Consider the following 19,221-nt stretch of genomic DNA (forward strand, 5'->3'; position numbering starts at 1 on the left):
ATTTTGAGCATTTTTATCATTTAAGCACGGGTCGATAATAGCCGCCATCAACCTGAATGCTATTTGGAGTAAAAAGATGCCTCTCGCATTACTTGCATTGACCATCAGTGCCTTTGCCATCGGCACCACGGAGTTTGTGATTGTCGGACTTATCCCTACTATCGCAGAACAGCTGGGGGTGACCGTGCCGTCAGCCGGGCTGCTGGTGACCATTTATGCTATCGGTGTGGCCATCGGTGCACCGGTGCTGACAGCCTTAACCGGTCGCGTGCCGCGCAAGTTGCTGTTGATCAGCCTGATGGTATTGTTCACTCTTGGTAACTTATTGGCCTGGCAGTCGCCTGGCTATGGGACGCTGGTGGTGGCCCGTTTGCTGACCGGCCTGGCTCACGGGGTCTTCTTCTCAATCGGTTCGACTATTGCTACCGGCCTGGTCGCGAAAGAGAAGGCCGCCTCGGCGATCGCTATCATGTTTGGTGGTCTGACCGTGGCGCTGGTGACAGGGGTGCCATTGGGAACCTTTATCGGTCAGCACTTTGGCTGGCGTGAAACCTTCCTGGCAGTATCACTGATTGGTGTAATCGCCACCCTGGCCAGCGCTATTTTGGTGCCAAGCAACATTAAAAATCAGGCCAGTGCCAGTATTAAGGAACAGTTTAAAGTGCTGACCCATCCTCGCCTGTTGCTGATTTATGCCATTACTGCACTGGGCTACGGCGGCGTGTTTACGACTTTCACCTTCCTGGCACCGATGATGCAGGAACTGGCGGGTTTCTCTGCTCCGGCAGTCAGCTGGATCCTGCTGGCCTACGGCATTGCGGTGGCGATAGGTAACATCTGGGGTGGCACACTGGCGGATCGTCACGGAGCGGTACGCGCACTCAGCTTCATTTTTGCCGCGCTGGCCGTTCTGCTGCTGGTATTCCAATTCACTGCCAGCCACAGCATTGCCGCGTTGCTGACGGTGATCGTCATGGGGGTGTTTGCTTTTGGTAATGTTCCTGGTCTGCAGGTGTATGTGGTGCAGAAAGCTGAGCAGTACACACCTAATGCGGTGGATGTGGCTTCCGGTCTGAACATTGCGGCTTTTAACGTAGGTATTGCCCTTGGCTCGGTGATTGGTGGGCAAACGGTAGCCACTTTGGGGCTGGCACAAACTCCGTGGATTGGTGCTTCGATTGTGCTGGTGGCTCTATTGTTGGTTAGCTTAAGTGGACGGCTGGATAAGAAATACCGGCCGCAATTAGCCTAAACTCCAGCGCTTTCCCTTTTCAGGCCCACATTTTGCGGGCCTTTTCGCATTTATGACACGGCGCCGCCAACCTTTACACACATATACTGTCAGAAGATTGAAATCCCTGCATCACGCCCCTATAACTGAAAGGGTATAACCCCTAAAAGCCATGCCGTCAGCCGAGGGCAGGCGTATAATCAATTCATTGTTGGCGGGAATGTCACTGCCAGTTTTATCCTAATGGGAAATAGGCGAATAGCGTGCCGAAACGAACTTATGCAATGAGGTATGTTGCAGGTCAGCCAGTTGAGCGAATTTTCCCTGGCGCTATCACCCAACCGCTGCCGCCTGGGGCTGCATTGCCCACGTCCGGCGCATTACGGGTGATGGTGTGGAATATCTTTAAACAGCAGCGGGCCGATTGGCTTTCAGTGCTGAAAAGTTATGGCAAGGATGCACAACTGGTGCTGTTGCAGGAGGCGCAAACCACGCCTGAGCTGGTGAGCTTCGCCACGTCAAACTATTTGGCTGCCGATCAGGTGCCGGCATTTGTGTTGCCTCAGCATCCTTCTGGCGTAATGACGCTGGCGGCGGCGCATCCGGTCTATTGTTGCCCACTGCGTGAACGTGAGCCATTGCTGCGACTGTCCAAGTCGGCACTGATTACTGTCTACCCGTTGTTTAACGGCCAGCTTTTGATGGTGGTGAATATCCATGCGGTGAATTTCAGCCTGGGTGTGGATGTCTACAGTAAACAACTGGGGCCGATTGGTGAGCAGATTGCCAATCACCATGGGCCGGTGATCATGGCCGGGGATTTTAATGCCTGGAGTCGTAAGCGAATTAATGCGCTATACCAGTTTGCCAGTGATATGGCGCTACGTGAGGTGAACTTTACCGATGATCACCGCCGCAAGGCTTTTGGCCGCCCGCTGGACTTTGTGTTTTACCGCAATATGGGGGTAGCAGAGGCCTCGGTGCTGGTGACCAGCGCGTCGGATCATAATCCGCTGCTGGTGGAGTTTCACCCTGAGGCCGACAAGCCGCACTGGTAATATTCGCTCCGTATGCAGACAATAAAAAAGCACCCCGAAGGGTGCTTTTTTTGTGCCGAAAATTTAGGTATCCGGCGACGTTTTATCGCTGACAAACAAGGTCAATTTCAGACCCGGCTGCAGGTTGCTGTTGGCTTTGGCAAGCGTTGAGTTCCAACGCATCACGTCGTTAATATCGACGCCGTGACGACGTGCAATACTGGCAAGCGAATCACCTTTACGAACCTGATAGGTGATGCTGCTGTTACTGCCGGTATTGCTGGCCACTTGCAGGGTTTGCCCAACTTTTAGCGTGCTCTTGGCGCGCAAATTGTTCCAACTCTGCAAATCGCTGGACTTAATATTCAACCGCTTGGCAATACCCGATACCGTGTCGCCGGAGCGCACTTTATACGAGCTGCCACCAGACAAGCCGCTGTTCTTTGCCAACTGAGTGGTTGGCTGAGTCACTGCGATCTGGCCATCGGCCAACGAGTCTTTCAGCTGATCGGCATGACCTTTGGGAACCATAATATAATGGGGCCCGTTGGGTGCCGTAACGCCTTTTTTGTAGCCTGGGTTATAAGCCTTCATCTTGGTCAGTGAAAGCCCAGCCATCTCAGCCGCCTGAGTTAACTGTATTTGCTGCCCAACATCTATACGCGCCAGTGCACGGGTGTTATCAGTCTTAGGCAGATTGATACCGTACTTCTTGCTGTTTTTAATGATGTCGCTCAGCGCCAGCATTTTCGGGACATAAATTGACGTTTCACGTGGAAGCGACAATGCCCAGAAATTGGTTGGCTTACCCTGGCGTTTATTCGCCTTAACCGCCTGCATGACACGGCCTTCACCACTGTTATAAGCGGCAATGGTCAGTAACCAGTCACCGTTAAACATGCGGTTCAAATACTGCATCATATCAAGCGCAGCAGTTGTCGAGGCCACGACATCGCGTCGCCCGTCATACCACTGATTGTTTTTCAAACCATAATTCCGACCCGTTTGCGGCACGATTTGCCATAGCCCTGCGGCGTTGGCACTTGACGTGGCGTGAGGGTCAAAAGCGCTCTCCACTATGGGTAGCAGTACCAGTTCCATCGGCATATTACGTTTCTTAATCTGCCCGACTATCCAGTACATGTACGGCTCTGCCCGTAATGTTACATCGTGGAGATAGCTCTTACTTTTTAGGTACTTTCTTTTTTGATCACGGATCCGGGAATTTTCCGGAACCTCCATCTTCAGCTCGTCGCTAATGAAGTTCCACAGGTTCTGTTGCGCGGCACCACTATTGTTATCTAGCCACCGCGCCGAGCTCGCTCGACCATTCGCTGTGTACTCTCCTGCTTCACCTTCTTGACCTGCCGAAGACAAACTCTGTGCATGCTGCTCTGGGGCCGGTGCGTCCTGCTTGGACGACTGGCACCCCACTAGCAAGACTGAGGCGAGAAATATCGCTTTAGCCTTCATGTGTATGTCAATGTAGTTGCTTAAAAGACGAGCAATCATACTTTGCTTCGCCAAACAACACAACTAAAAGCTCAGAAGTTGTCTTTACGCAGGCGTAATTCGGAAAAAACTGAATGAAGGTGCTGCGGTGGCGTATGAAAGCCTAATTCTCTTTGTAAATCAGTGTCATGACAGCGTAAAAATAGGTTAATTTTACGCTCTAATTGTAGCTTGGTTGGCACGCTGGGTTGGCCTTTTGCCCGTAACGCATCGACTTGTTGCTGATATGTTTCAATGTGTCGATCTTCCGGCAAAATAGCTCGCGCAAACTTAAGATTTGAAAGCGTATATTCATGCGCGCAACAAATTAAGGTGTTATCGGGAAGTTGCGCTATCTGTTGAAACGAGTTGAACATTTGCTCTGCGGTTCCTTCAAAAAGCCTTCCGCAGCCGGCAGAGAAAATAGTGTCTCCGCAGAACAGATAAGGTGCGCTATAGAATGCTACATGGCCCAAGGTATGTCCGGGAACCGCGATTGTGGCGAATTCTTGGCCGTTAATTTCGATGGTTTCGCCATCATGAACGATGTGGTTGGCTCCCTTGTCGGCAGTTTCCTGCGGCCCATAGACTTTCAGCCCGGAATAACGCGCTACAATTTGCGCTACCCCGCCAACGTGATCGTGATGATGATGGGTAAGCAGGATTGCGTCAGGTGTCAGACTCAGGCGATCCAGAGTTTCCAATACCGGCTGCGCTTCACCGGGATCGACGATAATGCAATGCCCCTGCTGGTTATCCAATAACCAAATGTAATTGTCCTGGAAGGCGGGAATGCTGATAAGATTCATGTTGGACCTCTCTCTCTCTGTTGGCAACGGCTTGAAAGAAGATAATAAATCATGAAACCAGCCCATACTCTACAAAAGCTCACCGGCCCACAGTCCTGGGCGGAGTTGCCGTGGGGGGAATACTATCGTGAGGCGCTCGAGCGGCAGTTGCAACCCTGGTGGTCGAAGCTGTTTGGTTTCCACCTGTTAAAGCTCGGTAATCTCAGTGCCAGTCTGGCGACCGACAAATGCGCCATTTCTCATCAGGTAAATGTAGCCCTGGAAGGGCAGAATCTGCAGGTGATCGCGGATGCCTATCAGCTCCCCTTTGCTGCTAAATCGGTGGATGCCTGCCTGTTGGCGCATACGCTGTCCTATGCCGATGACCCGCACCGCATGCTGCGAGAGGTCGATCGCGTGTTGATCGATGACGGCTGGCTGGTGATTAGCAGCTTCAATCCGTTCAGTTTATTGGGATTGGGTAAACTGGTGCCTGGGTTACGTCACCGTCAGCCTTATGCTAGTCGGATGTTCACCCAGATGCGTCTGCTGGACTGGCTGAGCCTGCTGAATTATGAAGTATTGCATCAGTCACGTTTTCACGTGTTGCCGTGGCAGCGTAAAGGCGGGACGTTTTTATGCACTCATTTGCCGGCATTGGGCTGCATGAGCGTGATTGTGGCGCGTAAACGCACCTTGCCGCTGACGCCAACGCCGATGAAATTCGGTGCGAGAAAACCTGCTCTCAGCCGCGCCGTCGGCGCGACCAAGAGTTATCGCAAACTGCCTTAACTTTCCGGTTTGTAACCGACATCATCCTGGGTTGGATTGCCGGCCGCATCACGCGCCAGCACGTCGCAGCGTTCGTTTTCCGGATGGCCGGCGTGGCCCTTGACCCATTCCCATTTAACCGTATGTCGCTGAATGGCCAAATCCAAGCGCTGCCATAAATCGACATTCTTGACCGGTTTTTTGTCGGCCGTTTTCCAGCCGCGCTTTTTCCAGTTGTGGATCCAACTGGTAATGCCCTGGCGCACATACTGGCTATCGGTGCTCAGGGTCACTTCGCACGGCGTAGTCAGAGCTTCCAGCGCGACAATCGCCGCCATCATCTCCATGCGGTTGTTGGTGGTCAGGCGGAAGCCCGCGCTGAAGGTTTTTTCAGTCTGCTTATAACGCAGTATTGCACCATAACCACCGGGGCCCGGGTTGCCAAGGCAGGAGCCGTCGGTGAAAATTTCTACCTGTTTGAGCATCTCTGGTAGACTCTTCCTATCAGTTTTATAAAAGCCAAGTCTGACATAAACAAGCGCTGCGAGCACTGCAATATGATCTCTACAACCACCAGACAGATTGTCCTCGATACCGAAACCACCGGTATGAACAAACTCGGGGTACATTACGAAGGCCATCGCATCATTGAAATTGGTGCGCTGGAAGTGATTAACCGTCGCCCAACCGGTCGTCACTACCACGTCTACATCAAGCCGGACCGGCTGGTGGATCCTGAGGCTTATGGGGTCCATGGCATCAGCGATGAGTTCCTGGCGGATAAACCGACCTTTGCCCAAATTGCCGATGAGTTTATCGATTTTATCCGCGGCGGCGAGTTAGTCATTCATAACGCGGCGTTCGACATCGGCTTTATGGATCACGAATTCCGCATGTTGCAGCAGGGCATCCCGAAGACCGATACCTTCTGTACCATCACCGACAGCCTGTTAATGGCGCGTCGTCTGTTCCCCGGCAAGCGTAACAATCTCGACGCCCTGTGCGGCCGTTACGAGATAGACAACAGCAAGCGTACGCTGCACGGCGCCTTGCTCGATGCCGAGATCCTGGCGGAAGTCTATCTGGCGATGACCGGCGGTCAAACCTCGATGGCATTCCAGATGGAAGGCGATACGCAAAATAGCAATTCAACGCAGGACATTCAGCGCATTGTGCGCCCGGCGACGACGATGAAAGTCGTCTATGCCAGCGATGCAGAAGTGGTGGCCCACGAAGCGCGTCTGGATTTAGTGGCGAAAAAGGGTGGCAGCTGCCTGTGGCGCACGGAAGTGGAATAACGCGGTTTTAATCCGGGCAGATAATCTTTCGGCCCTGTTAGCTGAAAAACTGTGCAAACGGTTCATTTGGTAAGAAAAAGGCATTGACGGCATAGTGGCTCAACCGTAATATGCGCCTCGTTCCTCTCGAAAGAGAAGAACGGCGCGGAGCGGTAGTTCAGTTGGTTAGAATACCTGCCTGTCACGCAGGGGGTCGCGGGTTCGAGCCCCGTCCGTTCCGCCAACATTAAGAAGCCCTGAGTTAGCAATAACTCAGGGCTTCGTTGTTTTTAATCTTTGCTCAATTCTGCCCTGGCAAAGGTTACCGCTCGATTGGCTGCCCATTCGCGGCGGGCAATGATTCGATAGCATCCCCCCAGCGGCGCACCAATAAAACCACTGACATTCGCTACCCGATACAAACTTGGTGCAAAGCCGATCAAGAAGCTGGCGGACACCGCATAGCCTCCCTTTGTTCATGCGTAGGTACCAGGTCGTCGTTACACCGCTTTGGCCTATAGTTTGCATTAGGGTATGAGAGGGTATTTTGACGAGCCGACGCCATGGTCTGTTTTGGCGCTCCGTGTTTACGGGTTTTAACGGACAATCAGAAGAGGGAAACTGCATGAATGAATATCAGTTCAATAAAGATTATCCCCGAGATTTAATAGGCTACGGTGGCCGTCCGCCGCACGCTGGTTGGCCTGGTCAGGCACGAATCGCGGTGCAGTTTGTTCTCAACTACGAAGAGGGCGCGGAAAATAACGTGCTGCACGGCGACGCCGGTTCTGAACAATTTCTTTCCGATATCATTGGTGCTGCCAGTTACCCCGAACGGCACATGTCGATGGATTCCTTGTACGAATATGGTTCACGTGCTGGTTTCTGGCGCATTCATCATGAGTTTCAGCGCCGTGGTCTGCCGTTGACGGTGTTTGGCGTGGCGATGGCGCTGGCGCGTAATCCGTTAGTAGTTGAAGCGATAAAAAATGCCGATTACGACGTAGTCAGCCACGGCTGGCGCTGGATCCACTATCAACATATGGATGAAGCGACCGAACGGCAGCATATGCAGCAGGCCATCACAGTACTGCGCGATCTGTTCGGCAAGGCGCCTCTCGGCTGGTATACCGGCCGCGACAGTCCGAACACCCGCCGGTTGGTAGTGGAACAAGGTGGATTGTTGTACGACAGCGATTATTACGGTGATGATTTGCCGTTCTGGACCGAAGTGCAGTGCGTCAATGGCCAGAAGAAACCGCATTTGATCGTGCCTTATACGTTAGAAGCTAATGACATGCGCTTTGCCTCGCCGCAGGGGTTTAACACCGGTGAGCAGTTCTTTACCTACCTGAAAGACAGCTTTGACGTGCTGTACGCCGAAGGGGCAGAGTCGCCGAAGATGCTGTCGATCGGGATGCATTGTCGCTTGCTGGGGCGTCCTGGCAAGTTTCGCGCATTGCAGCGTTTTTTGGATTATATCGAGCAACACGATCGGGTTTGGGTATGCCGGCGGCAGGATATCGCCGAGCACTGGGTAGCGCAGCACCCGTTTAATAAATGAAGAAAGGGCCGAAGTGGCCCTTTCTTCATGCTGTTTGGGCGCGAAAATGCGCCCAGGCAGGGATCAGAACAGTACGGAGTAGTTCAGACCGAAAGTGCGGCCACGGCCTTTATAGCTGTAAAGCTCTGGTGAGCCGTAGGTTGGGCTATAAAGGATAGGTGCGCGCTGGCCCCAGACGGTGGTGTATTCCTTGTCCAGCAGGTTCTCTACGCTAAAGCTGAGTTTACCCACCGGCAGGGCATAGCTGCCGAGGAAATCGATGGTGTTGTAGCCATCAATTTTGCGGCCCTGAGTGGAGCCGGCCTTGGTGTAATCACCGTCATCCGATACGTCGAAGCTCTGCTGTGACTGCAGACGCAGGTTCCAGTCGCCCGGTGCCCAGCCGACATAGGCGGTGACTTTCGATGGGCTGGCCGTGTCCACCAACAATTTTTTCCACTCGCCGTTGACCTTGGTCTCGGAGCGAATGAAGTTGAAGTTGGTGCCCGCGCTCCAGTCACTGTCTTCGAAGAAGTAATCGACCGCGCCTTCCACCCCGTAGATACGACGCTTATCCGAATTGACGTTGATGGTCATATCGGTTTTGTTGACTGAAATACTCTTATCGGACAGTGAGTAGTAGCCGGCGATCTGCGTGCGCAGGTTGTCACCGGTATAGCGCCAGCCGAGCTCATAGGAATTAACCTTAATGCCTTCCAGCTTGGAATCGCCGACGTTGACGCTTTTGTTCAACTGATAGTGACCGTTGTTCAGCGAATAAGAGCCGTTGCCGTAATATTTGCCCGGATCCGGGATCTCGTAACCCTGCGAGAAGTTGACCCAGGTCTGTTGACGTTCAGTCAGGTGCGCCAGCAGGCCGGCGTTGAACAGGGCGTTGTTGTAGTCGGTTTTCCCACCTGGGATCGCGTCCGCTGAGGTTGCGCCGCCGGTGGCGATGGCCTGCTGTTGGCTATAACCGACAAAGTCATCAATCTTGTTTTCAGTGTACTGATAACGTACGCCGCCGCTTAGGGTAAAGATAGGGTTGATATCGTAGCTGGCCTGCATAAACGTGGCCAGATTGCTGGTGGTGTAGCCCGGATAGCGCCCGGTGTTATAGGCATTCTCCAGCGTCATACCGCCGGATTGCTGTGCCTTGGCCAGATTGAAGAACTGCTGGTTGGAGTTGAACGTTTCATGCTCGGCGTCGATGCCGTAGGTCAGCGTCAGAGCGTCGATCGGTTTGCTGTTCAGCGTCAGCTTGCCGCCGTAAAAGTCGGTTTTCTGCTGTGAGGCGCCGATGCTGCTGACGTAGTAGTTCGGTGCTTTGCCCGCCAGCGTCGGGAACGGGTAGAAGGTCAGCGACTCATCGCGATAATAAACCTGCGCCACCAGATCCTGCCCGAGGAAATCGGTGTTGGAGTACTGCAGGTTAATCAGGTGACGTTCAGTGCCAGGAATACGATCCGAATTCAGGTTGCCGCTGTTATAAGCTTTGGCGCTGCCGGTCACCGCGGAGAAATTCTCCCCCAGGAACAGGCCGTGGTCGCCGTCGGACTGGCTTTTGTAATACTGGGTGGTCAGTTGCAGCTGCTGGTGATCGTCGATATTAATGGTGCCGGTACCCATCACGTCGAGGCGATCGGAGTATTGCAGGCCAGTCTGGGTATTGTCGATCAGGACTTCATTGCCCTTACCGTCGTACCAGCCGCCGTAGCGCTGGTAAGAGACCGACAGGCGGCCAGAGGCATTATCGTTACCGCCGCTGACTGCCGCCGCCACGTTTTCGTCGTGGTCGTTATGGCCGCCAAAGCCGGTTTTACCACCGATCTGCAGCTCAACCTGCTGCTCCTTCTGGCCTTTTTTGGTGACGATGTTGATCAAGCCGCCGGTACTGCCGCCGCCGTACAGCGAGGTGGCACCGGAGATCACTTCAATGTGGTCGATATTAAACGGGTCGATCGAATCCAACTGACGGCTGTCGCTACGTGAAGAGTTCAAACGCACGCCGTCGATCATCACCATCATTGAACGGCCACGCAGGTTCATGCCGTAGTTGGTCCGGCCCTGACCGCTGACGTCCATCCCCGGGATCAGCTGCGCCAGCATGTCCTTGATCTCTTTACCGCCCTGTACCTGTTGCTCAATTTCCTGGCTCTCAATCACCCAGGTGGTCTGCGCCATTTCTGCTACGGTACGGTGCGCACGGCTGGCGGAGACTACCATTTGCTCTTCGCTTTTTTGTTCTTCTGCCCAGGCTGCTGTTGGTGCGATCATCGCCAGCAGACAAGGATTTAATACCCAGAGGTGTTTGCGCTTCATCATTATCTTCCAGTGTTTCCCATCATTGGTGTGTATACCCGTCATCTTTCAAGCTGCAGCGTTGTTACCTGCACTAACTCACCCCAGTTACTTACTAAAGTAAGCGCCTGGGGATGAGTTAGCTGGCCGCCTGGCTGCAACTTGAAAGCTATAAGGTAGAGTTAAAACTCGGTGTAATTGAGCATGGCGTGTGCCGCTCGGGCTGGGGTGCCCGGTTGCTGGCTGCGCCATTGGATCACCGCCGGGGTGGACGTTAAATCGAACTGGTCGCGTCCTAAAGCCCGGTTGAGAATACGAGCCGAACGCCAGGCCATCAGGCTGAGCTGGGGTTCGGCGATGCCGTGACTGTGCATACCGGCGTTAACCGCAAACAGGCAATTTTCGCTGGGGCCTTGCCACTCCAGGGTGAAGTCGGGGGCCACGCGGTATTGGTCATCGGCGCTGGTTAACAGACGGTCCGCCAGCGGTTCAAGGAACGCCGGGCGATCCTGCTGATAGCCGGTGGCGAAGATCACCACATCGGTATCGAAGGTTTCTTTGCCCTGATCGAGATGATGGTGGGTCACTAACTGCCAGCCGTTGCCTGCGGCCTGGATGGCCGCCAGCGAGCGGCTGGGTAACAGGCGTGCCCAGGGCTTTTCGCGCAGCACTTCGAACTGGTGGTACATCGCCCGGTAAATTGCTAACAGCGAGTCGCTGGTGATGCCGTCAGAGGTCATCTTCTGTTCGGTCAGCATGCGCTGTTTGGCGCCGTCGTTAAGGCCATAGAAGCTGTCAACGTAGTCCGGGGTGAAGTACTCGTTGGCGAAAGCGGCTTCATCCAGGGCGTTATAGTTGTTGCGACGCGAGATCCAGTTCAACTGCGCCGGTTGGCCCCACTCGGCGCGGAAGATGTTCAGGAACAGATCGGCACCACTCTGGCCGCCGCCGACGATGGTGACGCGCTTGCCGGTCAGATCCGGGTTACGCAACGTCATCTCGCTGGCATGGAAGCAGCGATCGTTTTGTTCGGTCACGCAGTCCGGCAGCTTGATGCGTTTGCCGATGCCCAGACAGACGTGGCGTGCCCGGTAGGTGGCGCGCTGGGTGGTGACGACAAACAGCCGCTGCTGGTCGTCAAAGTCCACGCTTTGAATATCCTGGCTGAACTCGAGCGACTTCAGGCCATTGGCGGCCCAGTCGAGGTAGTCGGCAAACTCTTCGCGCGACACCGTGCGCAGTTCGGTGGTCAGGAAACGGTAAAATTTCTTCCGTTTCACCAGATAGTTAATAAAGCTGTAGGGATTGGTTGGCGATACCGCGCTGACCAGATCCTTGAGGAAACTGGTCTGCATATGGCAATCCGGCACCATCATGCCGGGGTGCCAGGAAAAGTGCGGTTTGCGCTCGAGAAATTTACTGTTAAAACCGGCAACTTCGCTGCCGAGTGCGGCAATACTGAGGTTGAACGGACCTACGCCAATGCCGATGAAATCCAGGGGCTGATTCATTGGGCAAACTCCTTGGTGACCAGGTAAAGAGGGTTATCCAGATCCTGCAGATAGTTTGGCAACATACGGTTGCCGCCATCCTGCTCCGAGTAGGTAAGTTTCACCGGGTTGAGCACCACGCGAATGATGTGTGGTTTAAACAGATCAAACAGGGCAAAACGTTCCGCCATCTCCGGGTGCCGTGCCATATAGCCTTCCAGCACCTGCGCCAGCAGCTGATAGAAACGGGGTTCACTGACTCCGCAGGCCTGCATCAGCGGTGAGATAAAGCGCAACACGGTGACGAAATGCCCGGTTTGCAAGTCATGGATCAGGTAGTCGGCGGACAGACGTACGGTGACGTCCTTCACTACTGTTGGCAGCGTCGCCGCTTCGGGGAAGTCCTTATCCACCAGGCGCATATCTCCCTGGAAGTCTTTAAGCAGCACGCGCTGCGGCACGTGGTCTTTCATCACCAGCGTGATGTTCTGCCCGTGGGCGATCAGCGCCACGCCGTAGCGGCACATCAGGTGATACATCGGCAACACCACCACGCTGAACATCTGTTGCAGCCAGGCTTCAGCGCTCAGGCCGGAGCGAGCAATATAGGCGGCGATCAGCGGCTGGCCATGGTTGTCGGTTTCCATCAGCGTCGCCATCAAAATGGCTTGCTCACCTTCTTGCAGATAGCATGAAGGGTTCTCACGCCAGATCACGCCAAGCATTTCCTGATAGCGGTAGGGGGCTTTGGTCAGGGATGCGTAGGTTGGGTGGGTCATATAACCCGCCGCCGGTTCACCCAGGATTTCGGCGCCGCTGGCACGCAGCGTGCTGTCTTCGGAAAAGATCTGCTGCAGCCAGCGGGAAGCGGCCGGCCCGGCGCTGATATACTTGCCAGGAATACCTCGATAGCACGAGGTGTTGTAAATGGTCAGCGGCAGCTTGATGTCGAAGGCGGAGCGGCGGCTGATATTGGTCAGGGTACGCAACGATTGCTGTGCCAAATAGTTGTCACCAAATTCCCCCAACTCCACCAGTTCACCTTCGGCCAACTGCGGCAGGAAGTGCAGAGCGATCTTTTGCTGCCACTGCCACGGATGCAGGGGCACCGGGATCCAGTCATGGGTCAGTTTCAGTTCACGCCAGCGGTGGTCGAAGCGCTGGCGTTCGGCGCTGTCCATGGCGCTATCGAGCAGCTGGGTCAGCGGATATTCTTCATCAGCACACCAGACGAAGCTGCCACGCTTGGCCGCCACCCAGTGCAGGCGGAACTGGCCCTGGTATTCCGGGGCATACTGCTGCAGCGCGGTCAGGCCCCAGCCACGACGACCTTTATTAAAGATAAACTTGGGATGTCCGGCCAGCAGGCATTGCAGCTTATCGGCGTCCAGCGCGATCAGATCCTGCGCACTCATGCCGTGACGGGCAGACAACAACTGCATATCGCCGCGCAACGTGGCGTACAGGTCTTCCAGATGTTCGGCGACCTGCGCATCGTCCATCTTCAACACCTGTGCCAGTTGGCGCAGCGTTTGGTCGGCGGCTAACGGCGATTGATCGCAGGCCAGCGTAGCAGGATCGATGTGCAGCCAGCCCCAGATGCCGCGTTCGGCGCGAAAGCGGTAGTGGGCGTCGCCCAGCGCAATGTGCCATTGTTCGTCGTGCTGTTCGGCCTGCAGCGCGCGCTCGTATTCCAGCTCGGCGAGGATCTTGGCGATCATCTGGCGGTTAACGCGCTGCCAGTCGGCGTAATCTGGGGTCATCATACGCAGGTCTCCTGGAAGAATTCGGCACGCTTATTCACGATCAAACGCGAACGCTTATGTGGGAAATCAAACTCTTTAAGGGTGTGATAACCGGCGGCAGGCAGATGACGGAACAGGCGTTGGTTGTCGGCACGCGGCTCGGCGACCACTCGCGTGGTGCGTGGCTCGTCCAGGTACAAATAATGCGTCAGGCCGCGCAGCCAACTGCGGATGTACTGCGCACCGCGGCAGTCTTCTTCACCCACCAACATGTGCAGCCCACGATCGAAGGGTTGCCAACGGTAGTGACGGCCAATGCGATCTTCGGGGGCCCAATAGACTTCGAAATAGCCGAACGGGCGATCGTCAAAGCAACCCAGCAGCGGGTAGCAGTAGCTGGAGTCCAGTTGACGCTGCAGGTAGGCGGCCTGGGTTTCGAGCGGGCCGCTCATTTCCCAGAAGGCGTCAACGCGCGGTGAATTCATCCAGCGGGTGAACTGTTCGGCGTCGCGTTCCACTTCCGGCAGGCGGAAACTGAGGGTTTTCTTCAACTGCGGATCGTAACGGCGATACACCTCACCGTTGGGACGCGCCGGGCGCTGTGGGTACCACAGGCTGCGTTCGGCGTCATACTGCATCTGGCCGGAGGCGCGGTTGCGTTCAGCCATCAGCCACAGCGGCAACTGATAAAAGGTTTCACGTGCCAGATAGTCACCGCTGGCCAACGCGAACAGCGCCTGCGCCTGCGGTTCTTCACGCCATTGCGCGTAAGGCAACGTGACGCCGCTGAGCTGTGGCGCGGCCACCAGTAACTGGTCTAACGCTTGAACCAGCCAGCCTTGTGGCAGCGGGCCCGGATAGTGCAGCACGGCGCTACCGTCGAGACCGAGACCCAGCTGCAGCTCCCGTTCCAGCCGTTCACAGCGAAAACCGTTGCCGGTATGCATCAGTTTGGCGTGCGGTATCATTGGGCGGCCCCCTGGCGCAGCGGGTTAACGAAATCGAAGTAAATCACCGCCGGATCAACGATGGTGTTTTCGTTATGGTCGTGCAGGTAACAGAAGAAGTTGCCTTTGCAGTTCCAGTGGCTGCTGTCGAGCACGTAGTCCAGGCACAGGGTGTTTTTGGCGCTGGCGCGCAGGCCGCTCAGTGCGTCGCGTACCCGGGCCATCAATGCCTCTTCACTGTCGAAACCGGCCGCAGCCAGTGCGGCGGTGACCGCCAGGCTGGAGTTGACCAACAGGTAGTAAGGGAAGTAGCGCAGCAACTGTTGCTCGCTGAAGCGGTTTTCCGCATCGGCTTCGCCAATTTCTTCCAGCCAGGGGCCGGCGTCACGGGTAAAACCACTGCCCTGGCAGTCGCGATACAGCATGCCGATCGGCAGGTCCTGCTGCATCTCTACCAAAATGTTTTGCTGGTGAGCCAGCAGCACCAGCCCGTAATCGGCTTCGGTGCTGAACAGCGGCAGCAATACCTGTTGGCAGTAGGCATCCAGCCAGGTGTGGGCGGCTTGTTGCAACGGCAGGTTCAGGCGGCTGGCCAAACGGCGCACCGCGGCAGCCAGCAGACTGTCGCCGCCATCCGGTGCGGCCTGGGTCAGCGTCACCAACACGTTGGTCTGGCTTTGCGGCTGCTCGAACAGCAGGTTATCGCGCAGCGCCATCAGGCTTTCTTCCTGGATGGTGCCGTCAGCCGAGCGAAGACCGGCCCAGCCGTCTTCCTGCATTACGCGGAAGGTTGGATAGCGCGCCTGCAACTGTTGCCAGCGTGGAGTTTGCGCCAGACGCGCCAGGCGGATCCCACGCTTCACTTCTTTTACCGACAGGGTGCGCACCGAGTTGGTCAGGCGCACGCTAAGGGAGAATTTGATCATGTCACGGTTACTGGCGCTGTACAGCGAACGCGAAGAACTGGTAGGCAGCCAGCGTTCGCCGGCTTCGCCCAGATCGCACAGCAGGCCCTGGGTCACCAGATCCTGGCACCAGCTCTGCGTCAGTAAATGGTCGGCCTGCCAGGGATGCATCGGCAGCAGCCAGACGTTATCGCTAAAGTGTGCCAACAGCTGCGGGGCACTTTCGGCGGCAAAACGTTGCAGACGCTGCTGCAGCGTCAGGTTCAGGCTGTCGCCGCACAGTTGGCGTTTATCGACGGCAAACCAACGCAGCGGGAAGCTGGCGGCAAAATCCGGCAGATAGCGGTGCGCCTGCTGTTGGTTGAATGACTCATGAGACTTCGGTGCCGGGTGGAAGGCGTGCCCCACCAGCAGGCCCTGCTCCGCCTGGGCGAAGTTCAACGGCTTGTCGCGCAGCGCGGGCCAATCGAGACGAATATCGATCGCCTGCTGGGTGTTGTCATGACTCTCCAGCACTCGCTGACGGAAGCGGGCCACCACTTCATCCGACAGTTCGCCTTTTACCGCCGGTTTTTCCAACAGCAAGGAGATAAGCTGTTCCACGCTCAGCGCAACCCCTGCACCGTCATCCTGCTGATACAAATAAGCGGGGAACAGGTACTGGTGATGCTGAGTGGGGGAGGTATGGCGTAAAGCGATGCGAATAGCCTGAGAAGACGAAAGTGGAATGTGCAGTTGCGGATACTGTTGGTGGCTGGCCGCCGGAACGATTTGCCAGTCCCGGGTTTCACGCATCAATGCGTTGAGAAAACATTGTGCAGCCACGTCGGTCGTCGCGGTTTCAAACTGGATTGTCATGATCCCATTTCACTGTTGAATCAATTGAGAATGATTCTTATATCAATAATATTTATTGTTATCAATCGTCCTATGATACAATTTTTCAATGAATTGAACATAACCTTATAATTTTATTAACGGTAAATTTACGTTTGATGCATATTTCTTCTCCCCCTAAATCACCGACAATTGGGAATACGTCTCCTTCCAACTGGCCGCTGGCGCTTTGTGCCGGGTTGTTGGGCATCGGGCAAAACGGCCTGCTGGTGGCATTGCCGGTGTTGGTCAGCATGACTCATCTGTCGCTTTCCGTCTGGGCCGGGCTATTAACGCTCGGCTCAATGTTGTTTCTGGTCGGCTCGCCGTGGTGGGGCAAGCAGTCGGAAATTCGCGGCTGCAAGTTTGTGGTCACCATGGCGCTCGCAGGGTATTTGTTCAGTTTTGCCTTGCTGGCACTGGCGGTTTGGGGGCTGGCGGCCGGTTGGCTTTCGCCAATGCCGGGTTTGGGCGGCCTGATTGTGGCACGGATTATCTATGGCTTGACGGTGTCCGGCATGGTGCCTGCCAGTCAGACCTGGGCCCTGCAGCGGGCCGGTTATGAGCAACGTATGTCGGCGTTGGCGACCATCAGCTCCGGGCTGAGCTGCGGGCGGCTGCTAGGGCCCTTGTGCGCCGCGCTGGCGTTGTCGATTCATCCGATGGCACCGCTGTGGCTGATGGCGATTGCGCCATTAATCGCCTTGCTGGTGATATGCCGCCAGCATAACGATCCGCCTTTGCCACCGGTGGCTCATCAGCAAAATCGGCTGCGCCTCAATATGCTGCCTTATTTGCTGTGCGCGGTCCTGTTGGCGGCCTCGGTCAGCCTGATGCAACTCGGGTTGGCGCCGCATTTGAGCCGTTTATTCAGCCACTCTGCCACCAGCGTCAGCCATCATGTGGCGGTGCTGTTGAGCGTAGCGGCGGGTTGTACCTTGTTGGCACAGTTTCTGGTGGTGCGCCCGCAGCGCTTTAGCGCATCACAACTGCTGCTGCTTGCAGCGGTATTGATGGTGGTCGGGCTGGGCCTGATGTGCGCTGAGCCGCTGGCGTTGTTCTATGCCGGTTGTGCGCTGGCCTCCTTTGGCGCGGCTATGGCGACACCGGGCTACCAGCTGTTGCTGAACGATAAATTGTCCACCGGCAAAGGGTCGGGAGCCATCGCCACCAGCCACACGCTGGGTTACGGTCTGAGCGCGCTGATGGTGCCGGTGGTGGCCAGGTTTTATGGTGAGTCGCAGCTGATTGCGGCGGCTCTGACGATGGCGGTGCTGTTGGGCGGTATCAGCGGCTGGCTGTGGTGCCAGCACCGTGTCAGGGTAAATTCTGCGGGAGAGTAACAGCTATGTCCGGCGCATCAAGCTACAGAGTTTTTGATATCACACTGAAAGTAAAAGAAAACGTATCGCCTTCCTTACTGCGCTGCGTTTTCGAAGGACCGGACGTCCACCGCATGAAGCTGGAGGCGCCGGATCAGCGCATCAAACTGTTGTTCCCGGCCGAGAATGGTCAACTTTCCTGTCTGGAAAACAGCGACGACTGGTATCGTCTTTATATGGCGATACCGAAAGAGCAGCGCCCGGTGATGCGTACTTACACGCTGCGAGCCTTGCGCACTGAACTCCATCAGATGGACGTCGAGTTTGTGTTGCATGGCGTCAACGGCCCGGCTTCCGCCTGGGCGACCGAGGCCAAACCGGGTGATACCCTGCAGGCGGTTGCGCCCAATGCCGATTTTGATGGCGACAGCGGCGGCTATGAATGGTCACCGCCGAGCGCCTTGCAACAGGCACTGCTGATCGCCGATGAAACTGCAGTGCCGGCGGCCGTGGGGATTTTGGAACAGTTGGCGCAGCAGGCCAATCCGCCACGGGTACAGGCGTTCTTTGAAGTACCGGTCGCAGGTGACTGCCTGAATATGGACCGCTTCCCGTTTGCCGAGGTGTATTGGTTACCGCGTGACGTGGGGCATCAGCAGATGCACGGCACCTTGCTGGTGGAATCGGTGCGCCAGCGGGTGAATATTCCGGCGTCGGCGCGTACGCAGTCACAATCGCTGACCGAAAACAGCCTGGGTGGCGACCTGCTGTGGGAACGGGCCGAAGGGGCGAAAAGCTTCTACGCCTGGGTCGCGGCAGAATCTTCAGCGGTGAAGGCGTTGCGCCGTTATTTGATTGGCGAACGCGATTTGGACCGTTCCACCGTTAACTTTATGGCCTATTGGTGTTGAGTTAATCCCTCAATAACCGGCTTCACTTTGGTGGCGTACCGCCAGCAGTACTGCGGTGTTGCCATCAAAATGATACAGCGCGATATAACCAGTGTTGCCAAAATCGATGGGCCATTCTCTAAATTCCGTATCCATCTCTTCTATCGGACGGCCTACCTGTGGCTGGTGAGCCAGGATATTGATGCTACGACGGATAGTGACAACCGCCCGTTTTGCCGAGTTGAGGTCTTTCTCCGCCAGAAATCGATACAATCGCTGAATATCTTGTAGCGCTGCAGGCGTCCATATCAGTTGTGGCACTCCGGGATCTCCGTATCGTCACCTTTTTCCAGGTCGGCGAGCCAATTATTGGCCTCTTCCTGAGACAGATGTTTACCATTTGCCTGATAGGCTTCCCATGCCTGTAACGCATCTTTGCGCAACGCTTCGCGTTTTTCTTCTCGTTCGACATATTCACGGATCGCCTCACGCATTATCCAGTGTGCGCTGCGCTGACGTGTAGCCGCAATTTCCTGTATCCGCTGCTTCAGTTGTTCATCAATTTTTATCGATGTTGCACTTGTCATTGGTCGTCCCAGTTAGCTAA

General features: G+C 55.6%; 18 protein-coding genes and 1 tRNA gene. 8 read left to right on the plus strand and 11 right to left on the minus strand.

Annotated elements, in window-relative coordinates; genetic code table 11:
- The first annotated feature begins 76 nt into the window (after positions 1-76).
- Both OCH02_RS17200 and OCH02_RS17205 read left to right on the plus strand, forming a co-directional pair.
- Positions 77-1,252, plus strand: a complete 1,176-nt coding sequence (locus OCH02_RS17200; protein ID WP_261432226.1) for an MFS transporter — start codon at positions 77-79, stop codon at positions 1,250-1,252.
- A gap of 242 nt (positions 1,253-1,494) precedes the next feature.
- Positions 1,495-2,289 carry an endonuclease/exonuclease/phosphatase family protein gene (locus OCH02_RS17205; RefSeq protein WP_261432227.1) on the plus strand — a complete coding sequence of 265 codons (795 nt, stop codon included), beginning with the start codon at positions 1,495-1,497 and terminating at the stop codon, positions 2,287-2,289.
- Between the two features lie 63 nt (positions 2,290-2,352).
- Here OCH02_RS17205 and mltD read toward each other — a convergent pair whose 3' ends face one another.
- Entirely contained in the window at positions 2,353-3,741 is a 1,389-nt protein-coding gene (gene mltD / locus OCH02_RS17210; RefSeq protein ID WP_261423049.1) for a murein transglycosylase D, read from the minus strand.
- Between the two features lie 71 nt (positions 3,742-3,812).
- Entirely contained in the window at positions 3,813-4,568 is a 756-nt protein-coding gene (gene gloB, locus OCH02_RS17215) for a hydroxyacylglutathione hydrolase (protein WP_261432228.1), read from the minus strand.
- A 51-nt stretch (positions 4,569-4,619) separates the two neighbouring features.
- Between gloB and OCH02_RS17220 the strand changes: the two genes are divergently transcribed.
- Positions 4,620-5,339, plus strand: a complete 720-nt coding sequence (locus OCH02_RS17220) for a class I SAM-dependent methyltransferase (RefSeq protein WP_261432229.1) — start codon at positions 4,620-4,622, stop codon at positions 5,337-5,339.
- Here the strand turns inward: OCH02_RS17220 and rnhA are convergent.
- On the minus strand, positions 5,336-5,803 hold the full coding sequence (rnhA, locus tag OCH02_RS17225; protein WP_153857954.1) for a ribonuclease HI: 468 nt from the start codon (positions 5,801-5,803) through the stop codon (positions 5,336-5,338). The genes OCH02_RS17220 and rnhA overlap by 4 nt on opposite strands.
- A 72-nt stretch (positions 5,804-5,875) precedes the next feature.
- Here rnhA and dnaQ point away from each other — a divergent pair, with 72 nt between their 5' ends.
- Positions 5,876-6,616, plus strand: coding sequence for a DNA polymerase III subunit epsilon (gene dnaQ / locus OCH02_RS17230; protein WP_410001266.1), 741 nt, complete (start codon positions 5,876-5,878; stop codon positions 6,614-6,616).
- Between the two features lie 146 nt (positions 6,617-6,762).
- Positions 6,763-6,839, plus strand: a tRNA-Asp gene (locus OCH02_RS17235).
- Positions 6,840-6,885: 46 nt separating this feature from the next.
- Here OCH02_RS17235 and OCH02_RS17240 read toward each other — a convergent pair.
- On the minus strand, positions 6,886-7,053 hold the full coding sequence (locus OCH02_RS17240) for a hypothetical protein (RefSeq protein ID WP_261432232.1): 168 nt from the start codon (positions 7,051-7,053) through the stop codon (positions 6,886-6,888).
- Between the two features lie 167 nt (positions 7,054-7,220).
- Here OCH02_RS17240 and puuE point away from each other — a divergent pair, with 167 nt between their 5' ends.
- Complete coding sequence (gene puuE / locus OCH02_RS17245; protein WP_261432233.1) at positions 7,221-8,159, plus strand: allantoinase PuuE; 939 nt, start codon at positions 7,221-7,223, stop codon at positions 8,157-8,159.
- A 63-nt stretch (positions 8,160-8,222) separates the two neighbouring features.
- On the opposite strand, the gene OCH02_RS17250 is transcribed toward puuE, so the two are convergent.
- The 5 genes from OCH02_RS17250 to OCH02_RS17270 all read right to left on the minus strand — a co-directional run bounded on the left by OCH02_RS17250 (position 8,223) and on the right by OCH02_RS17270 (position 16,384).
- Entirely contained in the window at positions 8,223-10,460 is a 2,238-nt protein-coding gene (locus OCH02_RS17250; RefSeq protein WP_261432401.1) for a TonB-dependent siderophore receptor, read from the minus strand.
- A 161-nt stretch (positions 10,461-10,621) separates the two neighbouring features.
- The gene (locus OCH02_RS17255) at positions 10,622-11,950 is read right to left on the minus strand and encodes a lysine N(6)-hydroxylase/L-ornithine N(5)-oxygenase family protein (RefSeq protein ID WP_261432234.1); all 1,329 of its coding nucleotides are present in this window, start codon (positions 11,948-11,950) and stop codon (positions 10,622-10,624) included.
- A complete protein-coding gene (gene iucC / locus OCH02_RS17260; RefSeq protein ID WP_261432236.1) occupies positions 11,947-13,695 on the minus strand; it encodes an aerobactin synthase IucC in 1,749 nt (582 codons plus the stop codon). Before iucC ends, OCH02_RS17255 begins: the two co-directional genes overlap by 4 nt.
- Positions 13,692-14,642, minus strand: a complete 951-nt coding sequence (locus OCH02_RS17265; protein WP_261432237.1) for a GNAT family N-acetyltransferase — start codon at positions 14,640-14,642, stop codon at positions 13,692-13,694. The genes iucC and OCH02_RS17265 overlap by 4 nt, the downstream gene beginning before the upstream one ends.
- Positions 14,639-16,384, minus strand: a complete 1,746-nt coding sequence (locus OCH02_RS17270) for an IucA/IucC family protein (protein WP_261432238.1) — start codon at positions 16,382-16,384, stop codon at positions 14,639-14,641. Before OCH02_RS17270 ends, OCH02_RS17265 begins: the two co-directional genes overlap by 4 nt.
- Before the next feature lie 137 nt (positions 16,385-16,521).
- Here OCH02_RS17270 and OCH02_RS17275 point away from each other — a divergent pair, with 137 nt between their 5' ends.
- The gene (locus OCH02_RS17275) at positions 16,522-17,745 is read left to right on the plus strand and encodes an MFS transporter (protein ID WP_261432239.1); all 1,224 of its coding nucleotides are present in this window, start codon (positions 16,522-16,524) and stop codon (positions 17,743-17,745) included.
- Between the two features lie 5 nt (positions 17,746-17,750).
- On the plus strand, positions 17,751-18,635 hold the full coding sequence (locus OCH02_RS17280) for a siderophore-interacting protein (protein WP_261432240.1): 885 nt from the start codon (positions 17,751-17,753) through the stop codon (positions 18,633-18,635).
- A 9-nt stretch (positions 18,636-18,644) separates the two neighbouring features.
- On the opposite strand, the gene OCH02_RS17285 is transcribed toward OCH02_RS17280, so the two are convergent.
- Entirely contained in the window at positions 18,645-18,935 is a 291-nt protein-coding gene (locus OCH02_RS17285; protein ID WP_261432241.1) for a type II toxin-antitoxin system RelE/ParE family toxin, read from the minus strand.
- Positions 18,923-19,201, minus strand: a complete 279-nt coding sequence (locus tag OCH02_RS17290; protein WP_261108012.1) for a CopG family ribbon-helix-helix protein — start codon at positions 19,199-19,201, stop codon at positions 18,923-18,925. Before OCH02_RS17290 ends, OCH02_RS17285 begins: the two co-directional genes overlap by 13 nt.
- Between the last annotated feature and the right edge of the window lie 20 nt (positions 19,202-19,221).

It is taken from the genome of Serratia quinivorans (genome assembly GCF_946227985.1).
GTDB lineage: Bacteria > Pseudomonadota > Gammaproteobacteria > Enterobacterales > Enterobacteriaceae > Serratia > Serratia quinivorans_A.